The organism is Bradyrhizobium sp. UNPA324, from assembly GCF_006658635.1.
GTDB classification, from domain to species: Bacteria; Pseudomonadota; Alphaproteobacteria; order Rhizobiales; family Xanthobacteraceae; genus Bradyrhizobium; species Bradyrhizobium nanningense.
Window position 1 is genome coordinate 5,279,437 of record NZ_LFJD01000004.1, and the last position, 18,490, is coordinate 5,297,926.

Here is an 18,490-nt window from a genome sequence, read left to right on the forward strand (position 1 = left end):
TCCGCCGCAACTTCTCCCTTGGGTTATGGGTCCCTGCGTTCGCAGGGACGACAGGGGAAATTGTGGGAACATGAGAGTGATACGGCGAAACGCCGCCGCAATCACCTTCCCCTAAAATTCGCCGCGCGCCGTTCTTCCGTGGCCTTCACGCCCTCCCTAAAATCTTCCGTTGCGCGCAGGCGGGTCTGTTCGGCGAGCTCGTGGTTGGTCGCGGCCATGACGCGGTCGGCGAGCCCGTTGCGCATCGTGGCGCGGGTGGAAAGCAGGCCGAGCGGGGAGCATTCGGCGATCTCGCCGGCGAGCTTCATGGCGGCCGCCTTGACCTGATCCTGCGGCACCAGCTCGTTGGCGAGGCCCCACTTCACGGCTTCTTCGCCGGTGACGCGGCGGCTGGTGTAGAACATCAGCTCGGCGTTGTTCTTGCCGATCAGCTCGGGCAGCGTCACGGTCAGGCCGAAGCCGGGATGAAAGCCGAGCTTGGTGAAATTCGCGGAGAAGCGCGCCTCGGGACAGGTGACGCGGAAATCGGCCGATACCGCAAGGCCCAATCCGCCGCCGATGGCGGCGCCTTGCACCGCGGCGACGATCGGCTTCTTGGCGCGGAAGATGCGCACGGCCTGGATGTAGAGATGGTTGATCGGCCCGAGGCTGTCGGCGGGGTCGCCCTTCTTCTCTGCCTCGCGCGCCTCCTGCGCCTGCCGCGCCGGATCCTGGAAGTTGGCGCCGGCGCAGAACGCCTTGCCCTGCGCCGAGAGCACGGAGGCGCGGATCTCGATGTCGCGGTCGAATTCGTCGAGCGCGTCGGCGATCTGGTTGATCAGCGAAATGTCGAAGAAGTTGAGCGGCGGGCGGCGGATCTCGATGGTGCCGACATGCCCGACCTTCTCGACGCCGATGTCTTTAAACGTGCTCATGATGTCCTCGATTGATGAGCGCAAACCAGGCCCGCGCGACTAGCGCAAACCAAGTCCGCGGGCGATGATGCCGCGCAGCACCTCGGTGGTGCCGCCCTGGATGGTGAGTTTCGGTGCGGTCTTGATGGCGAAGTCGAGCTGCCGCTCCAAGGTCTCGCGGTTGGTCGCGGTCTCCTCGACGAAGGCGGCGAGATCGCGGACGCGGTGCGGAAGCTGTTGCTCCCAGACCGTGCCGATGTCCTTGACGATGGACGCCTCGACCACCGGCTCCTTGCCTGCCTCCAGCATGCCGGCCACCGAGACCGACATGCGGCGCATGGTGTGGAGCTGCGCGACGAGGCGCCCGATGCCTTCGGCGCTGCGCGTGTCCGGATTTGGGCCGACCGCGCGGACCAACTCGGTCAGCACGTAGTAGGTTTCGAGGAAGCGCTCAGGGCCGGAACGCTCATAGGCGAGCTCGCTCGTTGCCTGCTTCCAGGCGCCGTCGACCTCGCCGAGGACGTGGTCGTCGGGGATGAAGTGATCGGTGAAGACGACCTCGTTGAACTCGTATTGCCCGGTGATCTGGCCGATCGGATTCACCTTGATGCCCGGCTGCTTCATCTTCACCAGGAACTGGGTCAGGCCGTGGCGGCGGTTCTCCTTGGTCGGCGGCGAGGTCCGGAAGATCGCGATCATATAGTCGGCAATGTGCGCCGACGAGGTCCAGATCTTGGTGCCGTTGATGAGATAGCCGCCGTCGGTCTTGGTGGCGCGTGTCTTCGCGGCGAACAGGTCGGATCCCGAGTTCGGCTCGCTCATGCCGATGGCAAAGCAGACCTCGCCGCGGCAGATCCGCGGCAGGATCTCCATCTTGATGTGCTCGGGGGCATATTTCAGCAGCACCGGGCCGCTCTGGCGGTCGGCGACGAAGAAGCGGCGCGTCGGCGCGTTGGCGACACGCATCTCCTCGGTCACCACGTAACGCTCGAGGAAGGAACGCTCCTGGCCGCCATATTTCTTCGGCCAGGTCATCCCCAGCCAGCCCTTGGCGCCGACCCGGCGGGAGAATTCCGGCACGTCGGTGTCCTCGCGGTTGGGCTTGTGCGGATCGAAGGTGCCGGCGGCGATTTCCTCGGCGAGGAAGGCGCGCACTTCCTTGCGCAATTGCTCGCACTTTTCGGGCAGGCGGATCGGATCGAAACGAAGCGCAGCGGTCATGTGTTTCTCTCCCTGATCAGCGCGATGCCACGAGCGGCCACAATTCGTCGGCGCCGCGATTTGCCACCAGCTTGCCGAGCTCGACGGCCCAGTGGCTCTCCGAGCCAAAGTCGTCGCGCCAGGCCAGCGCGCGCAGCGAATAACGGTGCAGGATGTGCTCGATGGTGAAGCCGATCGCGCCGTGCACCTGATGCGCGATGGCGCCGCCCTTTTCGGCGGCTTCCGCGCAGCGGATTTTTGCGGAGGCAGCCTCGAGATAGACCTCGTCGTCGAAGGATTCTGCGTTGGCGATGGCGTCGGCCGCGGACGTCGCAGCCGCGAGCGCGGCTGCGGATTCGCCGGCGAGGCGGGCGAGATTGTGCTGCACCGCCTGGAATTTCGAGATCTTCTTCTCGAAGGCGACACGCTCGTTGGAATAGCGCACGGAGATGTCGAGCATCGATTCCAGCGCGCCCGCGATCTGCAGGCTGCGCGCAACGCCGCCCATCAGCATCAGATTGGTCTGGTCAACGCCCTTCGGCGCGGGCTTGAGCGTGACGGGCTGGACCTTGTCGAGCGTGACTGTATCGCTGTGGTCGTAGCCGACATTGAGGCCGGATTCGATCCGGGCCTTGGCTCCATCGACCAGCGCGATCGCGACGCCGTCCTTGCCATGCGCCAGCACCGCAAAATGCTTGGCCGTTTTCGCGAACGGCACGCCGCGGGCGCGGCCCGAGAGCGAACCGTCGGCATTGAGAGTGAAGCGGTCCTTCGGGCTTGCCGGCAACACCGTCATCTCGCCCGCGGGCGAAGCGATCTTCGCCTGCGCCAGCAGCCAGCCGGCCAGCATGGTCTCGGCCAGGGGAACCGCGACGGCGAAACGGCCGGCGGCGTTCAGCAGCGCAAAGCCGTCGGCCAGGCTCGCCCCGGAGCCGCCGAGATCGTCGGGCACCCAGGACAATGGCAGGCCGGCCTCGCTCAGCGCCTGCCACAGCGGCGCCTGCCACGTCCCCTTCTTGTCGTTGTTGATGGTTTGCGGATCGGCGAGATCGGCGAAGATCTTCTCCGCGGTCTCGACGACGATGTTATCACTCTCCGCCACAGCGTTCCCCGTATTTTGCCGTTGGCGCGTCCCGCCTCGTTGAGCGAACCGCGCAGGTCTTCTTGCGCCCGATGATCCGAAAAAGCCATGGTCCTGACAAGCGTTGATCGCAGGTCAACCTGCGGCGCGGGCATGGGCGCAAGGGTCAATAGGATGGTAATTCCGCTTAGCGGAGTTTGCTCGATTTGCAGGGCGCGGCAAACTCGCTAAACAGGGCGCGGAAATCAAAGATACGGGGAAGGACATCCGGATGGCCAAGGACAATCTGTGCGCAATCGTGACGGGGTCGGCTTCCGGCCTTGGCGCAGCGACGGCGGAAATTCTGGCGCGCAGCGGGGCGCGGCTCGTCATCAACTATTCGTCGAGCCAGAAGGAGGCCGAGGCCACCGCGGACGCCTGCCGCAAGGCCGGCGCGGCGGAGGCGCTGGTCGCGCAGGGCGACGTTTCAAAGGACGAGGATTGCCGCAAGATCGTCGCGGCCGCCAGCGGATGGGGCCGGCTCGACATCCTCGTCAACAATGCCGGCACCACCAAGCATGTCGCTCACGCCGATCTCGACGGATTGTCGGCTGAAGACTTCCAGCGGGTCTATGGCGTCAACACCATCGGCCCGTTCCAGATGGTGCGCGCGGCGCGCAACCTGCTCGAGGCCGGCGCCAAGGCCTCGGGGCGGCCGTCCGCCGTGGTCAACGTGTCCTCGGTTGCCGGCATCAGCGGCGTCGGCTCGTCGATCGCCTATGCCGCGAGCAAGGGCGCGCTCAACACCATGACGCTGTCGCTGTCGCGCGCGCTGGCGCCGCTGATCCGCGTCAACACCGTCTGCCCCGGCTATATCGACACGCCCTGGTTCACCAAGGGCCGCGGCGAGGCCGGCGCCAAGCAGGTGCGCGACAGCGTGGTGGCGAAGGTGCCGCTCAAGGTCGCTTCAAGCGCCGAAGACATCGCACAGCTCGTCTGCTTCCTGGCGATGCCGGCCTCCAGCAACATGACCGGCGAGGTCGTGCGCATGGATGCGGGGATGCATTTGATTACGTGATTGGTGCGTCTTGCCGCGGTGACGCTCTGCTGGTGCGGCAAACACAGGTGTCGTCCCCGCCTAGTGCGCAATTGCGCACGGGGGCGGGGACCTATAACCACAGGGAGGAGTTGCTACGCGACTCCGATCACTCCGAGTCTTCGCCAAACCACTCCCTGCGGTTATGGGTCCCGGATCTGCGCGCGCTTAGGCGCGCTTGTCCGGGACGACACCGCGTTTGTTGATAGGTCCTGCCAAGCGCGCTTCGTGACAACGACCTAGCCCTTGATCACGCCGCTCGCCACCAGCCGGTGCCAGATGAACAGCACCACCACCGCGCCGACCGTGGCCATGATGAAACCGGCGCCCTGGTCGGGGCTGTAATGGCCGATGGCCTGGCCGACGAAGGTCGCGAGAAACGCGCCGGCGATGCCGAGAATGGTGGTGAGGATGAAGCCGCTCGGATTGTTCGGCCCCGGCGCCAGCCAACGCGCGATGAGGCCGGCAATGAAGCCGACGACGATGATCCACAACAGGCCGCCCATGCTCATGAGTGTGCTCCCCTTCCCGAAAGCGCGTCGATCGAGGTCCGATTAGATTCTGCCCGAGAGCTCGTTCTCGGTCGGCAGCCGGCCGTCCGGCGTCAGATGGTCGACCACCTGCGGCAGATATTGGCTGAGGCCCTTGAGCAGCTCCTCACGCGACAGGCCGCTCTGGGCGGACAGGCTGTCGATCTGGTCGGCACCGAGTGCGCTGGCGAGATCCCCCGGCGCGATCGGCTTGTTCTCGCCCTTGCCGACCCAGGAATTCGCGGCGTCGCCGAGCCCGCCCTGCTGCAGCTGCTTGAGGAGATCGCCGAGACCGCCGCTGAGCACGCTGCCGGCCGCGCCGCCCGCGAGCAGGCCGCCGAGCCCGCCTTTGAGCAAGCCTCCGAGACCGCCGAGGCCGCCGCTATCCGCGGTGTTCGCATTCACCGGCGGAGGCGCCGGTGTGGGCGAGGGTTGCGGCGCCGTACCGGACTGGTTGGCCGTCATGTGCTTGTACGCCTTCCAGGCGAGCAGGCCGAGCAGCGCCATGGTCATCGGCGACATGCCTGATTTCTCGGTGCTCGGCGTCGAGGGGCCGCGCGGGCCGTTCTGCATGCCGTTGAGGACGTCGAGTAGACCCATGGTGCTCTCCTTTGGCGTCTCGTTCGGCGAGCGCTCGCCGCTGACTGCCCCCGGGGCGAAAACATATGGGGCAGCCATGACCGTTACAAGTCGGCTGCGATGCGATTGGTTGCCGGCCTCGCCTCTGCTATCGAAGGCGGGACGTTCAGGGAGCAAGCTCAGTGGTTGCGGATCGACCGATCGTGGTGGCCGGCGCCGGCGCCATCGGCTGTTTCGTCGGCGGCAGGCTGGCGGCTGGCGGCCGACGCGTCGCGCTGCTGGTGCGGCCGCGGGTGAAGACCGAGATCGAACGGTTCGGCCTGCGTCTGACCGACTACGACGGCTCCGAGAGGAAGCTCGGTGCAGGCCAGCTCGCGCTCTCGGAGGATCCTGCGATCTTCCACAGTGCCGGCATCGTGCTGGTCACGGTGAAGAGCGCCGACACCGCCGATGTCGCGGATCAGATCGCGCAGCATGCGCCTGAGGATGCCGTCGTCGTCTCGCTTCAGAACGGCATCGGCAATGTCGCGGTGCTGCGCGAGCGTCTCGGTGGCCGTCGTGTGCTTGCCGGCATGGTGCCGTTCAACGTGATCGCGATGGGCGAGGGCCGCTTCCACCGCTCGACCTCCGGCGACATCCATATCGGCGAGGATGCCGAGAAGACCGCCGCGGCGCTTTCGGTGCCCGGCCTCAGCGTGCGCGCGAGCCGTGACATCACCGGCGTGCAATGGGGCAAGCTGATCATCAATCTGAACAACGCGCTCAGCGCGTTGTCTGACATGCCGCTCGCCGCGCAATTGGCCAACCGCGACTGGCGAAGATTGTTCGCCGACCAGATGGCCGAGGGACTTGCCGCGCTGAAGGCCGCAGGCATCGTGCCGGTGTCTTCCACGCCGATCCCGATGAGCTGGTCTCCGACCTTGCTGCGGCTGCCAGATGCGATCTTCAACGCGATCCTGGGGCGGACGATGAAGATCGATCCCGAGGCGCGCTCCTCGATGTGGCAGGACCTGAAACAGGGCCGCAAGACCGAGATCGACTATCTCCAGGGCGCGGTCATCGCGCTTGCGGAGCAAAACCATGTCGACGTGCCGCTGATGCGCCGTATTGTTGCGCTGATCAAGGAAGCCGAGGCGGCCGGCAACGGACCGCCGCGGCTGTCGCCGCGAGAAATTCGCGGGGTGGCTTGAGGAGGATGGAGCCTGCCATGAGACATTGTCTGAGGATCGGGTTCGCGCTCGCCGCGCTCTGCGGCGCCTCGACGCTCGCTGACGCCAGGCCTCCCACCGTCGTGACCTCGCCCGGCTATGACAGGCGGCTGCAGGAGAGCAGGTCGCAGTTGGGCGGTTCGCCGACGACGGCAGCGCCGGTGGATGCGCCGGCGGTCAAACCGAAGCGCACCAAGAAGAAGCACGCGAACTGAAGCCACACGCTCCACTGTCGTCCCGGACAAGTGCGCCCCTAGGCGCGCGTAGATTCGGGACCCAGAACCACAGGGTGGAGTTGTGACGGAGATTCGGAGTTGCCAGCTCGCGCCATAACCACTCCCTGTGGTTATGGGTCCCGGATCTGCGCTTACGCTTGTCCGGGACGACGGTGGAGTTTGCGGCGGCAGTGGAATGAAGCCGAGAAGCTCAGCTCTTCTTCGCCGGCTTGCTCGGGATCGGGTTGAACAGCTTCTTCAGGTCGTTCAAGCTTTCCGACAGCCGCGGCCATTCGCAGGAGAAGGAGCCCTTGGTGCAGGGCGCGCCCTTTCGCTGCACCTTCGGCCGCTCGACCGGGACGGGCACGCGTACGCGTTCGACGTCGGTTCGCAGTGCGACCTGCTGAAGCTGTTGTAGCTGTAACTCCTGCTGCTCGCGCTGCTGGCGAGCCATGGCCTGGGCCGCTTCGTTGCTGCGGCGCTGGTTGGCGAGGTAGGCGGTGTAGGATTGGTCGATCTTCTTCTGCTCCTCCGGCGTCGGGTTGGGCCCGGCGATATCGAAGGTGCGATCCTGCAGGAAGTCGTAATAGGAATAGCCGCCGCCCGGCTTGCGGCGGCCGGCGAACTTGGCGTTGCAATCGGCAAGCGCGGATGTCTTCTCGGCCTTGGTCGCGGCCTTCTCGGCGGCGTCGGCGCATTCCTCGAAGTCGACCGGGGCGCGCTTCCACCATTGCGCCTGGGCATGCGGCAGCGTCAGCAGATAGAATCCTGCTGCGGCAATGAGAAACAGCGCTGCACGATGCATCACGGACGACATTCTACGAGAGCATTCCTTGCAAAATTCAACCCGGACTGAGTCGAGCCGGATTTTTGCCTCTTTATCGCCGGCTTGTCACCCATGGAACCCGGTAATTTCATGGCTGGGATGCTGACATTTTGTGCTTGACGTGGCGCAGGAGTCACAGCGTCCTGGCGGCGGGCTGCTACGCTTCGCCTTGCGAGCGCCCCACCTGAGGCGATGCCAAGAACACGAAATAAGAACACGAACCAAGAACACGAAATGGAAACGCCCGATGCTGCTGCCCTTGTCCGACGTGCCGCGCTGGTACGCTGAACGCAAACCACATGGCACGATTGCCGTCCGTCACGGGCAGGACACGCTGACATGGGACGAACTCGAGCGCGGCGCCAACCGGCGCGCGCGGGCGTTCGCGGCCAAGGGCGTCAAGCCCGGCGACTTCGTTGCGATCGGCTTGCCCAATTGCAATGCGTTCTTCGAGACCTCGTTCGCGGTGTGGAAGTGCGGTGCGACGCCGACCTCGCTGTCGTGGCGATTGCCGCGCGGCGAAGCCGCCGCCGTGCTCGACATTCTCAAGCCCGCGCTGGTGGTCGGCGGCGAGGCCGACTGGAACGCGCCAAATCGCCTACCGGCGGATTTCGTGCCGGAAGGCTTTTCGGACGAACCGCTCACCCCGCCCGTGGCGCGCTACTGGAAGGCCATGACCTCAGGCGGCTCGACCGGCCGGCCAAAAGTGATCCTCGACCATCATCCCGCGGTGACCGACACCGTCGCCGCGCCGCCGCTCAACATCCCCTTCGGCGTCTCGCTGCTCAATCCGGGGCCGCTCTATCACAATGCGCCCTTCATCGTGTCGCACTACGCGCTGTTCACCGGCGGCAAGCTCACTGGTTTGACCAAGTTCGACGCCGAAGAGACGCTGCGGCAGATCGAGCGCGAGCGCGTGCAATGGGTCAATTTCGTGCCGACCATGATGCATCGGATCTGGGCGCTGCCGGAGCGTGTGCGCAACGCTTATGACCTGTCGAGCCTGCAGACCGTCTTCCACATGGCCGCTCCGATGCCGCAATGGCTGAAGGAGAACTGGATCGCATGGCTCGGACCCGAGCGGATCTGGGAGCTCTATGGCGGCACCGAGCGGCAGGGCGCCTGCATCATCTCAGGCACGGAATGGCTGGCACGCAAGGGCTCGGTCGGCAAGATCGGCGACATGGCGCGCCTGCGCATCATCGGCGAGGACGGCAACGACGTCGCGCCCGGTGAGACCGGCGAGATCTATTTTCTCAACAATGACGGCAAGGACGCCACCTATCATTATCTCGGCGCCGAGCCGAAGCGCCGCAGCGACGGCTGGGAATCGCTCGGGGATATCGGCGGGCTGGATGCGGAGGGCTATCTCTATCTCGGCGACCGGCTCGCCGACATGGTGCTGCGCGGCGGCGCCAACATCTATCCGGCCGAGGTGGAGGCCGCGGTCTCCGAGGCTCCCAGCGTGCGCTCCTGCGTGGTGGTCGGATTGCCCGATCCGGAATTGGGCCAGCGCGTGCATGCCATCATCGAGCCGGAGAGCGATGCGGACGGCCAGGCCATCGCCGACGGCATGGCGGATTTCCTTAAAGACCGGCTCAGCCGCTACAAGCACCCTGAGAGCTTCGAGTTCGTCAGCGTTCCCCCGCGCGATGATTCAGGCAAGGTTCGCAGAACATTGTTGCGTGACGAACGCGCGGCGTGGATGAAGGAAGGGCGCGCCTTCCGGATTTGGCCGGCGAAGGCGCGGGCGCACGCCGAGTAAGAAGAAGGATCCAAGGATATGACGATCACCATCGCGGCGAACAGCGTGCCGAAGCCGCCGGCCGAGATCATCGAAGGCTTTCGGAATGCGCCGACCTCGGTCATCTCGGACAATCTCGCCCGGCTGCCGGGCGCGGTCGGGCTCAAACCTTATCATCGCGGCGGCAAGCTGGTGGGCACGGCCTTCACGGTGCGCACCCGTCCCGGCGACAATCTCGCCATCCACCGCGCGCTCGATCTGGTCGGGCCCGGCGATGTCATCGTGGTCGATGGCGGCGGCGACGAGACGCGTGCGCTGGTCGGCGAGATCATGAAGAACATCGCGCAATGGCGCAAAGCGGAAGGCTATGTGATCGACGGCGCGATCCGCGATGTCGCTGCCTTCGCGGCCGACGACTTTCCCTGCTACGCCCGCGCCGTGATCCATCGCGGTCCCTACAAGAACGGTCCCGGCGAGATCAATGTGCCTGTCACGATCGGTGGCAGCGTGATCTCACCCGGCGACATCGTCGTCGGCGACGAGGACGGCGTGGTGTCGTTTCCCGCAGCAGGCGCAGCGGCGCTGCTTGAAGCCGTGCGCGCCCAGGTCGCGCGCGAGGAGGAGACATTGAAGGCGATCCGCGAGGGCCGGTATCAGGGTTCTTACGGCAAGTCCTGATCAAACGAGAACAAAGGGGAGGCCGGCGTGAGTCAGAAGGACGAATTCCACAACATCGACGATGCCAGCGACGGGCTGTTCCGCGAGCTCGCCGCCGGCGTGACCACGCGCATCTTCTCCGGCGAGCAGGCGATGCTGTCGGTGGTGACGCTGGCGCCCCATGCGCAGGGCACGCTGCATCATCATCCCGAGGAGCAATGGGGCGTGCTGCTCGACGGCTCCGCCATCCGCGTCCAGGGCGATGAGGAGATCGCGGTGAAGAAGGGCGATTTCTGGCGCACGCCCGGCAACGTGCCGCACACCATGCGCGCCGGCCCCGACGGCGCCCGGGTGCTGGACATCTTCAGTCCGCCTCGGCCAGAATACAAGAAAGCAGGGTCGGGCTTCGGCACAACCTAAAGCGCGGTCCGCGCTTTAGGTGTATTGCTTGAGCATGATCTTTTCGGAAAACCGCTGCCCACTTTTCCGGATCATGCTCTAGCGCCAAAGAGCAAAAAAGCCAGGCGCAGAAGCAAAAGGGAGGGGACCGCATGACGATCACACGACGCACGCTCTTGGCCGCACCCGCCATTCTCGCAATGACGCCGGCGATGGCGCAGGGGAGCAAGATCACGCTGGTCGTGCCGTTTCCGCCGGGCGGCTCGACCGATGCGATGGCGCGGCTGCTGCAGAGCAACCTGCAAACCAAGCTCGGCCGCATCGTATTGGTCGAGAACAAGTCGGGCGCCGCCGGCGCACTCGGCGCGGCGCAGGTCGCCAAGAGCCCGGCGGATGGCTCGACCTTCCTGGTCACCTTCGATTCTCACGCGGTGATTCCGTCGATCCTCGACAAGCCGCCGGTGGATGTCGAGCGCGAGCTGATGCCGGTGCTGCTGATCGGCACCGCGCCTTACGTGATCGCGGCCGGCGCCGGCCGCCCCTACAAGAGCTTTGCCGACGTGGTCGCGGCCTGCAAGGCGAGCCCGGGCGCGGTGAAATATGCCTCCGTCGGCATCGGCACGCTCGGCCATCTCGCCATGACCGTGCTCGGCAGCAAGGCCGGCGTCGAGATCATGCACGTGCCCTATCGCGGCGGCGGACCGGCGATGAACGACGTGCTTGGCGGCCATGTCGATCTCATCGCGGGATCGGCGGCGCTGGTCGCCGCCCAGCTCGGCACCAACATGCTGCGTCCGATCCTGCAGCTCGGCCGCGAGCGGCTGCCGGCCCTGCCGGATACGCAGACCGCGATCGAGGCGGGCTTCCCCGATTTCGAGACGCTGGCCTGGTGGGGCATTTTCGCGCCCGCAGGCACGCCGCCCGACGTCGTCGCAGCCTTCGCCGCGGCGTCCAAGGAGATTCTGAGCGAGCCTGCGACCGCCACCCAGCTGAAGGAGACGCAGCACATGACGCTGCTGCTCCAGGACGGCGCCGCCTTCAAGACCTTCTTCGACAAGCAGGTCGCCACTTGGGGCAAGGTGGTGAAGGACAACAATATCAAGGCGTAGGGCCGCCGGCCGTCCTTGCGCATTGGGCAAGGCAAGGGCTTCCGATCCCGCCATCGCTTTGATATGTACACCCCCAGGCAACCCGCCTGACCGGCGGGTTCCGCGGTCCCGTAGCTCAGCCGGATAGAGCGACGGTTTCCTAAACCGTAGGTCGGAAGTTCGAGTCTTCCCGGGATCGCCAGCCTGACGTCTGTCCAGCCGTCGCCCTTGCGCGACGAGCCTTCAAGCGCAGGAGACGCTGGGCGCGGGCCGACAACCGGACCGCGTCCGGTCGTTGGTCTTATGCCCATGGAGTCTCCGGAAGCGGGGAGCGGCCCCGCTTCGGCTCGCGCCCGATCCGGGTGGTCGATCAGAAGTGGGCGTCGATATCGACGACGTCGATCAGCTTGTGGTTGACGAACTCTTTGAGCCCGAGCCCGAGCAGTTCGCGGCCATAGCCTGATCGCTTGATGCCGCCGAAAGGCAGGTCCGCTTCCACCTTGGTCGGATGATTGACGAACACCATGCCGGTGGAGATCTTGCGCGCGACTTCCGCCCCGTGCTTCGGGTTCGAGGTGAACACCGAGCCGCCGAGGCCGAAGGGGGAATCGTTTGCGATGCGCACCGCGTCGGCCTCGTCCTTGGCGCGGAACAGCATGGAGACCGGGCCAAAGAATTCCCAATAGCGGGCTGGGTTGTCCTCGTTCACGTCGGTGAGGATCGTGGGCTGCACGAACGCGCCCTGGTTGGGCACCGACGGACCGATCTCCTCGGCTTTCGCGCCCTGCTTCACGGCCTGCTGAATCCTTTCCCTGATCTCGTCGGCGGCGTGTTGCGACGAGAGCGGCGCCAGCGTCGTCTCGGCATCGAACGGGTCGCCTGCCTTCAGGGCGGCGACACCCTTGCGATAGCGCGCCAGGAATTCATCGTAAACCTCGTCCACGATGATCATGCGCTTGGAGGAGACGCAGACCTGGCCGCCATTCCAGTGCCGGCCGAAGACGGCCCATTTGACGGTCTTTTCCAGATCGGCATCGGCCAGCACGACGAACGCGTCGGCGCCACCAAGCTCCATCGTCGATTTCTTCAGCGCCTTGCCGGCCTGGGCGGCGACGATCGCGCCGGCGTCCTCGGAGCCGGTGAGCGCGACGCCATGGACCCTGGGATCGTTGATGATCATCTCGACTTGGGAGCGGGTGGCGTAGAGCTTGGTGAAGCATCCCTCGGGCAGGCCGGCCTCATGCATGATGCGTTCGAAGGCTGCGGCGCTCTGCGGCACGTTCGAGGCATGCTTCAGCAGAATGGTGTTTCCGACAGACAATTGGGGCGCGATGATGCGAGCGATCTGGTAATAGGGAAAATTCCACGGCTCGATGGCGAGGATCACGCCAAGCGGATCGTGCACGATCATCGCTTCACCTTCCACCGGGTCTGCCACAGGCAGCTTCTCCGGCCGCAACAACCGCTCGGCGTTGTTGACGTAGTACTCGAAGATGCGCGCGCAGAGATCGACTTCCGCCTTGGCTTCGGCAAAGAGCTTGCCCATTTCCAGCGTCAGAAGCTTGGCATAGGTATCGCAATCCCGCCGCAGAATGTCTGCCGCTTTTTGAAGCACTGCGGTACGTGCCGAGATCGGGACCTCGCGCCAGGCGCGAAAGGCTGCATCCGCCCGATCGATGGCGGCGCTGACCTCCTGGTCGCTCGCGCTGGGAAACGTCTTCAGGGTCTCGCCCGTATATGGATTGATGGTGGCGTAGCTCATGTCCGTAATCCTTTGGGCGAGGAGATTGTTGGAAAGCCGGATCGCAATCGGCTTCCGGTCGATCGGATCATAGGATTGAGCCCGGCTCGGACATTGACATGAATCATGCCGTGTTTATCGATGTGCGGAGGGATACCTCCCTGTCTGGCCGACTGACTCAGCCTGCATTTGGCCGCCACATCCGGAGACCATCATGCCTTTTGATTTGATCCTGCGCGGGGGCCGTGTGATCGACCCGTCGCAGAAGCTCGATGCCGTGACGGATGTCGCCTTTGCCGGCGGCAAGGTGGCGGCGGTCGGCAGCGCGCTCAAGGCGGATCCGGGCACCGAGGTGCGCGACGTCTCGCAGCTCATCGTGACGCCGGGACTGATCGATCTGCACACCCATGTCTATTGGGGCGGCACCTCGCTCGGCATCGATGCCGAGGAGTTCTGCCGGCTCTCCGGCGTCACCACGGCGGTCGACACCGGCAGCGCAGGGCCGGGCAATTTCGCCGGCTTCCGCAAGCACGTGATCGAGCCGAGCCAGGTCCGCATCCTCGCGTACTTGCACGTCTCGCATGCCGGCATCTTCGGCTTCTCGCACCGGATCATGGTCGGCGAGAGCGAGGAGTTGCGGTTGATGAATCCGATCGAGGCCGCGGCGGTGGCCGATGCCAACCGCGACCTCATCGTCGGCATCAAGGTACGCGTCGGACTGCATTCTTCGGGCACATCAGGGACGGTGCCGCTCGACATCGCGCTGCAGGTTGCCGACGAGGTCGGCATGCCCCTGATGGCGCATATCGACCATCCGCCGCCGAGCTATGAGGAGGTGCTGGCCCGTCTGCGTCCCGGCGACGTGCTGACCCATGCGTTCCGCCCGTTCCCGAACACGCCGGCGACCGCGCAAGGCACCGTGAAGGAGGCGGTGCTGGATGCACGCGAGCGCGGCGTGCTGTTCGACATCGGCCATGGCAAGGGCTCGTTCGCCTTCAAGACCGCGCGCGCGATGCTCGCCAACGGTTTCTATCCGGACACCATCTCGTCCGACATCCATCAGCTCTGCATCGACGGCCCGGCCTTCGACCAGGTCACGACGCTGTCGAAATTCCTGTGCATGGGTATGGAGCTGTCCGATGTGATCGCGGCCTCGACGGTGAATGCAGCGATGGCGCTGCGACGCCCCGAGCTCGGCAGCCTCAAGCCCGGCAGCGTCGGCGACGCCACGCTGATCTCGGTGAGCCGAGGCCAGTTCGACTACGAGGACGTGGTCGGCGAGCATCTGATGGGCGACCGCAAGATCGTGTCTGAAGGCGTCGTTATCGGCGGCCGCTGGTGGCATCCGAATTGAGCGGCGGCCCTACAGCGACCTCGCGATCAACAGCTTCATGATCTCGTTGGTGCCGCCGTAGATCTTCTGGATGCGGGAATCGATGAAGATGCGCGAGATCGGGTATTCCTGCATGTAGCCGTAGCCGCCGAACAGCTGGAGGCATTCGTCGGCGGTCTCGACCTGCTTCTCCGAGCACCAATATTTCGCCATCGACGCCGTGACCGTGTCGAGATCCCCGGCGACAAGGCGCTCGATGCACCAGTCGACGAAGACGCGGGCGATCATCGCCTCGGTCTTGCGTTCGGCCAGTTTGAAGGCGGTGTTCTGGAAATCCATCAGCGGCTTGCCGAAGGCCTTGCGCTCCCTGGTGTAGTCAGTGGTGAGTTTGATCGCGCGTTCCATCGCGGCGACGGCGCCAACCGCGAGCGCGAGACGCTCCTGCGGCAATTGCTGCATCAGCTGCACAAAGCCCTGGCCTTCCTCCTTGCCGAGCAGGTTTTCCGGCGGCACCGTCACGTTGTCGAAGAACAGCTCTGACGTGTCGGAGGCGTGCAGGCCGATCTTGTCGAGGTTGCGCCCGCGCTTGTAGCCGTCCGCGCCTGCGGTCTCGACCACGATCAGCGAGATGCCCTTGGCACCGGCTTCGCCGGTCCGTGCAACCACGATGACGAGATCGGCGGCCTGGCCGTTGGTGATGAAGGTCTTCTGGCCGTTGATGACGTAGGAATTGCCCTGCTTCTTCGCGGTGGTCTTCACGGCTTGCAGATCCGAGCCGGTGCCGGGCTCGGTCATGGCGATGGCGCCGACCATCTCGCCGGAGGCCATCTTCGGCAGCCAGCGCTTCTTCTGCTGCTCCGAGCCGTAATTGAGGATGTAATGCGCGACGATGGCGCTGTGTACGGAGACGCCGGTGGTCAGCTCCGGCACGGTGCTTTCGAGGTCGTCCAGCACCGCCGCGTCATAGGCGAAGGTGGCACCTAAGCCGCCATATTCTTCCGGCACGCTGGCCAGCAGTGCGCCCATCTCGCCGAGGCCGCGCCAGGCGAAGCGGTCGACCATCTTCTGCTCGCGCCATTTCTCGGCATGCGGCGCCAGGTCCTTGGCAAGATATTTCCGGAACTGGTCGCGGAAGACGTCGAGCTCTTCGGTCATCCAGGAGGAGCGATAGGACATGATTACCTCGGTTGGTGCGGCCTTCCGGCTTGGTAGGCCAGCGGGCCGCGGCAATTATTGTGTTTTCAGGCTGCGCCGGTGACGCTACCAAGGCAACCGGACATGCGTTTGTTTGGGATGGTTGATTGTGGCTGTCAAAACAACAGAACTCAAGCTCGACATCGAGCGCATTGGCGCAGTCTCGGCCATCCTGACGCAGCCGGACAAGGCGCGAGCCTGCTATGTACTGGCGCATGGGGCCGGCGCCGACATGCGGCATGCGTTCATGGAGAAGGTCGCGGAAGGTCTCGCGGCGCGCGGCATGGCGACGTTGCGGTTCAATTTTCCCTACATGGAACAGAAGAAGGGTCGTCCCGACCAGCCGGCTGTTGCGCACGCCGCGATCCGCGCGGCGGTCGCGGAGGCGGCGAAGCTATGCCCCGGTCTCAAGCTCGTCGCCGGCGGAAAATCGTTCGGCGGACGCATGACCTCGCAGGCGCAGTCGAAGGCGCCACTGCCTGATGTGAGGGGGCTCGCCTTCCTCGGCTTCCCCCTGCATGCCGCCAAGAAACCGTCGTCCGAGCGCGCCGAGCATCTCGCCGGCATCGCGATCCCCATGCTGTTCCTGCAAGGCACGCGCGATGGGCTTGCCGATCTCGGCTATCTGAAGCCCGTCATTGCGTCGCTCGGAGCGAAGGCAACGCTGCATGAAGTCGAAGGCGGCGATCACTCCTTCGCGGTGCTGAAGAAGTCCGGCCGGACCAACGACGAGGCGCTTTCGGAGGTGCTCGACACGCTCGCGGCCTGGATCGACCAGCTCTTCTGACTCACGCCGAATAAAGTCCCTTGTCACGCGCCTTCTGGATCGCGAGCGCGGCGATCAGGTCGAGCGTGGGCGTCGACAGGCCGGCGGTGCGCGCGAAGGCGGCGGGCGCCCTGACCAGGACGTCGATCTCCATGGCGCGGCCGAGCTCGTAGTCCTGCAGCAGCGAGGGTTTGTGGTTGGGAGCAGGGCCGCTGCGCGTCACGCGCTTGACCTCGGGAATGAAATGCTGGGCGATGTCGTTGGCCTCGTTCAGCATGCGCGGAATGACCTCGGCGAAGGCGGGGTCGTCGCGCACGCCGCGCGCGGTCTGGCCGGTGAGCAGGCACAGCACCGACAGCGACATGTTGGTCAGCAGCTTTGACCAGATCGCCTCGCGGATATCGGCAACAGGCGGCGATTCCAATCGCGCGTCGTTGAAGACGCCGCGAAGCTTGATGATCCGCTCGCAATTGCGGTCGTCGCATTCGCCGATCAGCAGGCGGTTGCGGTCCGGGGTGAGGTTGTGCACCACGCCGGGCGCGGTCACCTCGTTGGAGGAGAAGACGACACCGCCGATGATCCGTTCCTTCGGAATGCAGGCGCGCAGGCGCCCGCCGGGGTCGAGGAAGGATATATCCGGCGGTGTCGGATGCCGCGGCGGCAGGCCGATCCCGTACCACCAGGGAATGCCGTTCTGCGCGAACACGATGGCGGTATCGTCCTGCAGCAGCGGCTTGATGCTGGACACCAGCCCCGGCAGCGCCGTCGCCTTCAGCGTGGAGATCACGACGTCCTGCGGCCCGAGCTGGGCCGGATCGCCCGACGCGTTCACCTTGGCGCTGACCTCGGAATCGCCGACCCGCAGCTTGAGGCCGCCGGCGCGCGCGGCCTCCAGATGCGCGCCCCGCATCACGCATGATACGTCATGGCCGGCCCGCGCCAGCCGTACCGCGATGTGGCTGCCGACGGCGCCCGCGCCGAAAATGCAGATGCGCATGATGATTCCGTCCTGTCCTACGTGCCGTCAGGCGACAGCATGACACAAGCCGCCATGCGATGGGCGCGACCGCCCCACGCTGGAAAGATATGGATCGGAATACGTCGTCTCGGTCATAGTGCACGCCAAGCAAATGACCGGAGGATCGCCGATGACTGCCAGCCCTGTCCTGTGGAGCCTTGATGAGCGTGGGGTTGCGACCGTCACGTTGAACCGGCCGGAGGTCAACAATGCCTATGACGGCGCGTTGATCGCGGGTGTACTCGCGGCCATGGACGATCTGGCCAAGAAGCCGGCCTTGCGGGTCGTCGTGCTCAGGGGCAACGGCAAGCACTTTCAGGCCGGCGCCGATCTGAAATGGATCAACGGCGTGCGGCCGCAATCGGCAGAGGCCAACGAGACGGCCTCGCGCGCGACGTTCGAGGCCGTGCAGCGGCTCAACACACTGCCGATCCCGACGGTCGCTCTGGTGCAGGGCGGCTGCTTCGGCGGCGGCACCGGCGTGATCGCGGCCTGCGACGTCGTGATCGCCGCGGACAATGCCCTGTTCTCGATCACCGAGGTGCGCTGGGGCCTGACCGCGGCGATCATCATCCCGCAGCTTTGCGATGCCATCGGCGTCCGGCAGGTCCGCCGCTACGCGCTGACCGGCGAACGTTTTGGCGCCGAGGACGCCCGCCGCATTGGCCTCGTCCACGAGGTGGTGCCGCTCGCCGAGCTCGAAGCCGCAGGAGCCAAGGTGGTCGAGCAGCTGCTCGCCAACGGGCCGGAGGCGATGGCGGAGACCAAGAAGCTCGCGCTGGAGAGCTCGTTCGGCGGCATGGCGGTGGACGATGCCGCCTACACGCGGCTCGTGCAGCTGCACTCGCTCAAGCGGCAGAGCGCCGAGGCGGCGGAGGGGCTGGCGTCGTTCGCCGAGAAGCGGGCGGGCAGGTGGGGCGGTGGGAAAAGCTGAGCATCGGCC

At 65.5% G+C, this 18,490-nt stretch carries 19 protein-coding genes and 1 tRNA gene; 11 read left to right on the plus strand and 9 right to left on the minus strand.

The window, feature by feature from the left end:
* Positions 1–101: 101 nt before the first annotated feature.
* Genes UNPA324_RS25340 through UNPA324_RS25350 form a run of 3 tightly spaced genes read right to left on the minus strand, consistent with a single transcriptional unit; the run spans position 102 to position 3,195 of the window.
* Positions 102–914, minus strand: a complete 813-nt coding sequence (locus tag UNPA324_RS25340) for an enoyl-CoA hydratase/isomerase family protein (RefSeq protein ID WP_141936518.1) — start codon at positions 912–914, stop codon at positions 102–104.
* A gap of 39 nt (positions 915–953) precedes the next feature.
* Positions 954–2,114 carry an acyl-CoA dehydrogenase family protein gene (locus UNPA324_RS25345; RefSeq protein ID WP_128919158.1) on the minus strand — a complete coding sequence of 387 codons (1,161 nt, stop codon included), beginning with the start codon at positions 2,112–2,114 and terminating at the stop codon, positions 954–956.
* 16 nt (positions 2,115–2,130) lie between these two features.
* A complete protein-coding gene (locus tag UNPA324_RS25350) occupies positions 2,131–3,195 on the minus strand; it encodes an acyl-CoA dehydrogenase family protein (RefSeq protein WP_128919159.1) in 1,065 nt (354 codons plus the stop codon).
* A 250-nt stretch (positions 3,196–3,445) separates the two neighbouring features.
* Here UNPA324_RS25350 and UNPA324_RS25355 point away from each other — a divergent pair, with 250 nt between their 5' ends.
* On the plus strand, positions 3,446–4,231 hold the full coding sequence (locus UNPA324_RS25355; RefSeq protein WP_141936520.1) for an SDR family NAD(P)-dependent oxidoreductase: 786 nt from the start codon (positions 3,446–3,448) through the stop codon (positions 4,229–4,231).
* A 257-nt stretch (positions 4,232–4,488) separates the two neighbouring features.
* Here the strand turns inward: UNPA324_RS25355 and UNPA324_RS25360 are convergent, their stop codons facing one another.
* Together UNPA324_RS25360 and UNPA324_RS25365 are read right to left on the minus strand one after the other, a co-directional pair.
* Positions 4,489–4,761, minus strand: coding sequence for a GlsB/YeaQ/YmgE family stress response membrane protein (locus UNPA324_RS25360; protein WP_181769511.1), 273 nt, complete (start codon positions 4,759–4,761; stop codon positions 4,489–4,491).
* 42 nt (positions 4,762–4,803) lie between these two features.
* Positions 4,804–5,379 (minus strand): YidB family protein, encoded by a 576-nt coding sequence (locus UNPA324_RS25365; RefSeq protein ID WP_128917785.1) that lies wholly within the window; start codon positions 5,377–5,379, stop codon positions 4,804–4,806.
* Positions 5,380–5,540: 161 nt separating this feature from the next.
* Here UNPA324_RS25365 and UNPA324_RS25370 point away from each other — a divergent pair, with 161 nt between their 5' ends.
* Both UNPA324_RS25370 and UNPA324_RS25375 read left to right on the plus strand, forming a co-directional pair.
* Complete coding sequence (locus tag UNPA324_RS25370; protein WP_128917784.1) at positions 5,541–6,548, plus strand: 2-dehydropantoate 2-reductase; 1,008 nt, start codon at positions 5,541–5,543, stop codon at positions 6,546–6,548.
* A 17-nt stretch (positions 6,549–6,565) separates the two neighbouring features.
* Positions 6,566–6,781 carry a hypothetical protein gene (locus UNPA324_RS25375; RefSeq protein ID WP_128917783.1) on the plus strand — a complete coding sequence of 72 codons (216 nt, stop codon included), beginning with the start codon at positions 6,566–6,568 and terminating at the stop codon, positions 6,779–6,781.
* Positions 6,782–6,992: 211 nt separating this feature from the next.
* Here UNPA324_RS25375 and UNPA324_RS35320 read toward each other — a convergent pair whose 3' ends face one another.
* Positions 6,993–7,598, minus strand: coding sequence for a hypothetical protein (locus UNPA324_RS35320; protein ID WP_164936030.1), 606 nt, complete (start codon positions 7,596–7,598; stop codon positions 6,993–6,995).
* Positions 7,599–7,854: 256 nt separating this feature from the next.
* Here UNPA324_RS35320 and UNPA324_RS25385 point away from each other — a divergent pair, with 256 nt between their 5' ends.
* The 5 genes from UNPA324_RS25385 (at position 7,855) to UNPA324_RS25405 (ending at position 11,697) form a co-directional block, all read left to right on the plus strand.
* A complete protein-coding gene (locus UNPA324_RS25385; RefSeq protein ID WP_141936522.1) occupies positions 7,855–9,372 on the plus strand; it encodes an AMP-binding protein in 1,518 nt (505 codons plus the stop codon).
* Between the two features lie 18 nt (positions 9,373–9,390).
* Positions 9,391–10,029, plus strand: a complete 639-nt coding sequence (locus UNPA324_RS25390) for an RraA family protein (RefSeq protein ID WP_141936524.1) — start codon at positions 9,391–9,393, stop codon at positions 10,027–10,029.
* 27 nt (positions 10,030–10,056) lie between these two features.
* The gene (locus UNPA324_RS25395) at positions 10,057–10,428 is read left to right on the plus strand and encodes a cupin domain-containing protein (RefSeq protein ID WP_141936526.1); all 372 of its coding nucleotides are present in this window, start codon (positions 10,057–10,059) and stop codon (positions 10,426–10,428) included.
* A 131-nt stretch (positions 10,429–10,559) separates the two neighbouring features.
* Positions 10,560–11,516, plus strand: a complete 957-nt coding sequence (locus UNPA324_RS25400) for a tripartite tricarboxylate transporter substrate-binding protein (protein WP_141936528.1) — start codon at positions 10,560–10,562, stop codon at positions 11,514–11,516.
* Between the two features lie 104 nt (positions 11,517–11,620).
* Positions 11,621–11,697, plus strand: a tRNA-Arg gene (locus UNPA324_RS25405).
* A 168-nt stretch (positions 11,698–11,865) separates the two neighbouring features.
* Here UNPA324_RS25405 and UNPA324_RS25410 read toward each other — a convergent pair.
* On the minus strand, positions 11,866–13,257 hold the full coding sequence (locus tag UNPA324_RS25410) for an NAD-dependent succinate-semialdehyde dehydrogenase (protein ID WP_128917826.1): 1,392 nt from the start codon (positions 13,255–13,257) through the stop codon (positions 11,866–11,868).
* Positions 13,258–13,450: 193 nt separating this feature from the next.
* Here UNPA324_RS25410 and UNPA324_RS25415 point away from each other — a divergent pair, with 193 nt between their 5' ends.
* A complete protein-coding gene (locus UNPA324_RS25415) occupies positions 13,451–14,590 on the plus strand; it encodes an amidohydrolase/deacetylase family metallohydrolase (protein ID WP_141936530.1) in 1,140 nt (379 codons plus the stop codon).
* Positions 14,591–14,599: 9 nt separating this feature from the next.
* Here UNPA324_RS25415 and UNPA324_RS25420 read toward each other — a convergent pair whose 3' ends face one another.
* The gene (locus UNPA324_RS25420) at positions 14,600–15,745 is read right to left on the minus strand and encodes an acyl-CoA dehydrogenase family protein (protein WP_128917828.1); all 1,146 of its coding nucleotides are present in this window, start codon (positions 15,743–15,745) and stop codon (positions 14,600–14,602) included.
* Between the two features lie 127 nt (positions 15,746–15,872).
* Here UNPA324_RS25420 and UNPA324_RS25425 point away from each other — a divergent pair, with 127 nt between their 5' ends.
* Complete coding sequence (locus UNPA324_RS25425) at positions 15,873–16,550, plus strand: alpha/beta hydrolase family protein (RefSeq protein ID WP_141936532.1); 678 nt, start codon at positions 15,873–15,875, stop codon at positions 16,548–16,550.
* 1 nt (position 16,551) lies between these two features.
* Here the strand turns inward: UNPA324_RS25425 and UNPA324_RS25430 are convergent, their stop codons facing one another.
* Complete coding sequence (locus tag UNPA324_RS25430) at positions 16,552–17,526, minus strand: ketopantoate reductase family protein (RefSeq protein WP_141936534.1); 975 nt, start codon at positions 17,524–17,526, stop codon at positions 16,552–16,554.
* Positions 17,527–17,677: 151 nt separating this feature from the next.
* On the opposite strand from UNPA324_RS25430, the gene UNPA324_RS25435 reads away from it, so the two are divergent.
* Positions 17,678–18,481, plus strand: coding sequence for an enoyl-CoA hydratase-related protein (locus UNPA324_RS25435; protein WP_128917831.1), 804 nt, complete (start codon positions 17,678–17,680; stop codon positions 18,479–18,481).
* Positions 18,482–18,490: the final 9 nt, after the last annotated feature.

Bases quoted from the DNA above. Each gene is read 5' to 3' on its own strand.
- UNPA324_RS25340 (WP_141936518.1), bottom strand. From the start codon at position 914: ATGAGCACGTTTAAAGACATCGGCGTCGAGAAGGTCGGGCATGTCGGC.
- UNPA324_RS25345 (WP_128919158.1), bottom strand. From the start codon at position 2,114: ATGACCGCTGCGCTTCGTTTCGATCCGATCCGCCTGCCCGAAAAGTGC.
- UNPA324_RS25355 (WP_141936520.1), top strand. From the start codon at position 3,446: ATGGCCAAGGACAATCTGTGCGCAATCGTGACGGGGTCGGCTTCCGGC.
- UNPA324_RS25360 (WP_181769511.1), bottom strand. From the start codon at position 4,761: ATGAGCATGGGCGGCCTGTTGTGGATCATCGTCGTCGGCTTCATTGCC.
- UNPA324_RS25365 (WP_128917785.1), bottom strand. From the start codon at position 5,379: ATGGGTCTACTCGACGTCCTCAACGGCATGCAGAACGGCCCGCGCGGC.
- UNPA324_RS25375 (WP_128917783.1), top strand. From the start codon at position 6,566: ATGAGACATTGTCTGAGGATCGGGTTCGCGCTCGCCGCGCTCTGCGGC.
- UNPA324_RS35320 (WP_164936030.1), bottom strand. From the start codon at position 7,598: ATGTCGTCCGTGATGCATCGTGCAGCGCTGTTTCTCATTGCCGCAGCA.
- UNPA324_RS25385 (WP_141936522.1), top strand. From the start codon at position 7,855: ATGCTGCTGCCCTTGTCCGACGTGCCGCGCTGGTACGCTGAACGCAAA.
- UNPA324_RS25390 (WP_141936524.1), top strand. From the start codon at position 9,391: ATGACGATCACCATCGCGGCGAACAGCGTGCCGAAGCCGCCGGCCGAG.
- UNPA324_RS25400 (WP_141936528.1), top strand. From the start codon at position 10,560: ATGACGATCACACGACGCACGCTCTTGGCCGCACCCGCCATTCTCGCA.
- UNPA324_RS25410 (WP_128917826.1), bottom strand. From the start codon at position 13,257: ATGAGCTACGCCACCATCAATCCATATACGGGCGAGACCCTGAAGACG.
- UNPA324_RS25415 (WP_141936530.1), top strand. From the start codon at position 13,451: ATGCCTTTTGATTTGATCCTGCGCGGGGGCCGTGTGATCGACCCGTCG.
- UNPA324_RS25420 (WP_128917828.1), bottom strand. From the start codon at position 15,745: ATGTCCTATCGCTCCTCCTGGATGACCGAAGAGCTCGACGTCTTCCGC.
- UNPA324_RS25430 (WP_141936534.1), bottom strand. From the start codon at position 17,526: ATGCGCATCTGCATTTTCGGCGCGGGCGCCGTCGGCAGCCACATCGCG.
- UNPA324_RS25435 (WP_128917831.1), top strand. From the start codon at position 17,678: ATGACTGCCAGCCCTGTCCTGTGGAGCCTTGATGAGCGTGGGGTTGCG.